Source organism: Saccharopolyspora sp. NPDC002686 (assembly GCF_040295745.1).
Lineage (GTDB): Bacteria > Actinomycetota > Actinomycetes > Mycobacteriales > Pseudonocardiaceae > Saccharopolyspora > Saccharopolyspora oryzae.
The window spans coordinates 1-3808 of record NZ_JBEOVY010000514.1 but is presented as its reverse complement, the minus strand read 5'-3'; the positions used below and the strand labels follow the sequence as shown (position 1 = coordinate 3808).

The window sequence follows — 3808 nt, the reverse complement described above, 5'->3', positions numbered from 1 at the left end:
TCCGATTTCCATTGAAATTGCGTCACTCCGGACGACGTGGCGGGGACGTCCGCCGATCGCCGCGCGAGAATTCAGTACCTCCGGTCGATCGTCGTGTCGTTGCTCGCGGTCCACTGGATGTAGCCGTGCTGGAAGTTGTTCCGGCGTCCGCCGGAGACCGCGAACTCACCGGTCGTCGGGTAGCCCAGGTACGAGCGCTCCCAGCCGAGGGCCGACCAGCGTTCCCGGATGCGCCCGTACACCTCGTGCGCTCCCGTGCCCGGCGTCCAGTAGATCGAGCCGGCCTTCGAGAAGTGGTTGTAGCGGCCGATCCCGTCCGGGGTGGTCGTCTCGTCGGTGGTCGGGTACCCGAGCGGGCCGAGTTCCCAGCCCAGCTGCGACCAGGTCACCCGGATCGCACCCCAGATCGCGTGCGCGCCGGAGCCCGGTGACCAGTAGATCGAGCCCGCCTTCGAGAAGTGGTTGTACCGGCCGATCCCGTCCGGCGTGGTCACCTCGTCGGTGGTGGGGTAGCCCAGCGGTCCCCGCTCCCAGCCGTTGGCCGCCCAGTTCTGCCGGATCGCGCCCCACACGGCGTGCGAGCCGGTGTCCGGCGTCCAGTAGATCGACGCCGCGATGGTGCTGGGCGTCCCGGCGAAGTGGTTGTACCGGCCGGTACCGTCCTGTGTGGACAGTTCGTCGGTGGTCGGCGGGCCGAACTTGCCGTGCCCGCCGAGCTGCAGGTACTTCGCGAGGTTCCCGCCGAAGACGTAGTGCACCCCGGTCTGCTCCGACCAGTACAGCCGACCGCGCTCGTAGGTCCGGTAACGGGTGCCGCCCTCGGCGATCTCCGGCCCGGTCGGCGCGCCGAGCAGGCTGCGCAGCCCCGGCTCGGACTCGTAGCGCCGGTCGATCGGAGTGGTGTAGCGCGCGGTGAGCGTCAGGTCCTCGGTGCCCATCCGCAGCACCCGGGACCGGTCGCCGACGCCGTCCGCCCAGCCCGCGAAGCCGGCCACGCCGTCGGTGGCGGTCGTCGCCGCGACGACGTCCAGCGTCGCCCCTTCGGTGACCATCGCCGAGCTCCGGCCGCCTTCGGACGGGATCTGCAGCACCGCGGGAACGTTGCTGGTCAAGGTCAGCAGGTGCTCGCGCGGCAGCGCCGAGTACGTCTGGCTGGTGCGGACCCCGGCGCTGTCGGTGGTCGACGCGGTGATCTCCATCCGCGAGTCGGGGTGGTCGGTGAACGGGACCTCGAAGTCCGGCCCGTCGCCGCCGACACCGGGATGCCGGTGGCAGGTCGACTCCTCCGGGCAGTGCACCTCGGCGCTGATCCACGTCACCGCCGTCGCACCGTCCTCGACGTCGCTGGCCTGCGCGGACAGCGACACCGTCTCGCCGACCGCGAAGGTCCGGTCGCCGGGAGTGGTCAGCACGAGCTGCGGCGAGTGGTTCGACGGCGCGACGACCAGGTCGGTGCTGCCGGAAGCGCCGAGCGGATCGGTCACCACGAGCCGCGCGGTGAAGCGGTCACCGGGCGGGTAGGTGTGGCTGGTGCGCACCCCGCTGCCGGTGGTGCCGTCGCCGAACTCCCAGCGGTAGGTGAGCGGATCGCCGTCGAAGTCCTGCGAGCGGGAGGCGTCGAAGGTGACCGTGCGGGTCGCCGGGTCGGTGCTCGTCTCCGCCTCCGCGACCGGTGCCGAATTGCCCTGCGGGTAGCTGAGCCGCCGGATGGTGCCGGAGTAGATGTCGGCGAACTCGACGTCGCCGTTCGGCGCGGCGGCGAACTTCACCGGGCCGCCGATGTCGGTGGCGAACGGCGGGCTCTCCGGTGCCCGCGCCAGGCCGCCTTCCGCGTCGGTGCGCAGCGTCCACAGCTTCTTGGTGGTGTAGTCGCCGAAGAAGTACGCGCCCCGGTAGGCCTCCGGGTAGCTCTCGCCCCGGTAGACGATGCCGCCGGTGACGCTGTTGCCCTGGTCGACGCCGCCGCCGTGGTGGTACTCCCACAGCGGTGGCGTGTTCACCACCGAGGCGCATTCGGGCAGGTCGGTGTAGCCGGGCGTCGGGTGGTTCCCCTCCCAGCAGGGCCACTTGTAGTTCTGGCCGGGCCGGACGAGGTCGAGCTCTTCCCAGGTGTTGTAGCCGACGTCGCCGACGATCGGGGTGCCGGTCTCGGGGTCCAGCGACAGCCGGAACGGGCTGCGGAACCCGCTGGCGTACACCCGGCTGCGCCACGACGACGGGTTCGACGCCTGGAAGTGCGGGTTGCTCGGCACACCGCTGCCGTCGGCGTTGACGTGCAGGACCTTGCCGTTGGGGCTGTCGAGGTCCATCGACCGCAGCGCGTTGCGGTCGGTGCGGGTGAAGTCGGAGAGGTCGCCGACCGACACCCACAGCGTGCCGTCGTCGGCCGCCACCACCCCGGTCATGCCGTGCACCGCGTACGGGCTGCGGAACTCGAAGAGCACCGCTTCACCGGACAACCCGGTGGGTTCCGGCGCGCCGGTGACCGTCCAGCGCGCTAATCGCAGCAGGTAGCCGCCGGTGCCGCCGGGGACGGAGCGGATCAGGTAGACGTGGTGCGAGGTTTCGTAGTCGGCGGCGACCGCGATGCCGACCAGCCCGAGGTCCTGCGTCGGCTCGACGGGCAGGGTGGCGATGGTGCGGGCCTTGCCGTCGGTGGAAACCCACGCCACGGTGCCCTTCTTGCCGGTGCTGAGGACGCTGCCGTCGGGCAGGTGGGCGAAGTCCGTCAGGTCGAACGCGGCTTGGCCGCTGGGCTGGTTGCGGAGCACGAACCCGGACGGGACCGCGGCTTCCGCGCGGTGCGCGGGCAACACCGCCAGCAGGCCGATGGACAGCAGTACCGAACAAACCGCGCACAACCAGGCGCGAGCTCTTCGAGCGATCACGGTGACCACACCCCTGTTCAGGAAGGATGTGCTGATATCGCCCGAACTTCCGATTACGTTGCCGAATTCGCGTGATCTCGCGCTACGTCATCGGAGATCACGGGAAGTGATCGGTCAGCGGCTGTACCAGAAGGCCTTGACGGTCGCCAGGAATTCGCGCCGGACGCCCCGCGCCGCGACCCGCTCCAGCCGCCAGTCGGCCGCCGCGTCGTGCCCGACGCCGTGGGCGTCCACGCCCAGCCGGCGGCACATCGCCACCGCGCGGCGCAGGTGGAACTGCGAGCTGATCACGGTCAGCTCGCGCAGGCCGAACTCCCCGGCCGCCCGGCGGCAGGACCGCCAAGTGTCCACACCGGACTCGTCGAGGACGATCGCGTCGGCCGGGACCCCGTGCGACAAGAGGTGGTACCGCATCACGACGGGCTCGCTGAACCCCCGGGACTCGGGGCTGCCGCTGACGATGATCCGCTTGATCTTCCCGGCGTCGTACAGGTCCTTCGCGACGTTCAGCCGCCCCTGCAGGATCAGGCTGGGCGTGCCGTCCCAGCGAATCCCGGCGCCGAGCACCAGCCCGACCTCCGTCTCCGGCACGTCGGACAACGTCCGGATGCGGCGCGCGCTGCGCGCGAACGCCCACGCCGACGGCACCCCGGTGATCACACCGAGCCCGATCAGCGCCGAGATCCCAACCTTCAGCCGACCCACGAACCAAGTGTGCCAGCCGCGGATCGGGTTCGGTGCCGCCCGCCGTCTCCCGCGCGCACCAGGACGTCGCCGAGCCGAGGACGGCGCTGTGCAGCCCGGACCCGTCCCGTGAGCACTTTGCGGGGCTATAGCACCAGAAAGTGCTGAACGGGGCCACCCCGCACAAAACCCAAAACCACGTCAGGGATGGGTTTCGGTCTTAAGAGAACAAAAAC

2 protein-coding genes are annotated in these 3808 nt (G+C 70.5%); both read right to left on the bottom strand.

Annotated elements, in window-relative coordinates:
* Positions 1 to 71: 71 nt before the first annotated feature.
* Entirely contained in the window at positions 72 to 2888 is a 2817-nt protein-coding gene (locus tag ABTZ89_RS36730) for a PQQ-dependent sugar dehydrogenase (protein ID WP_351053663.1), read from the bottom strand.
* 114 nt (positions 2889 to 3002) lie between these two features.
* Positions 3003 to 3593, bottom strand: coding sequence for a SanA/YdcF family protein (locus tag ABTZ89_RS36725; RefSeq protein ID WP_351053661.1), 591 nt, complete (start codon positions 3591 to 3593; stop codon positions 3003 to 3005).
* Positions 3594 to 3808 lie beyond the last annotated feature (215 nt).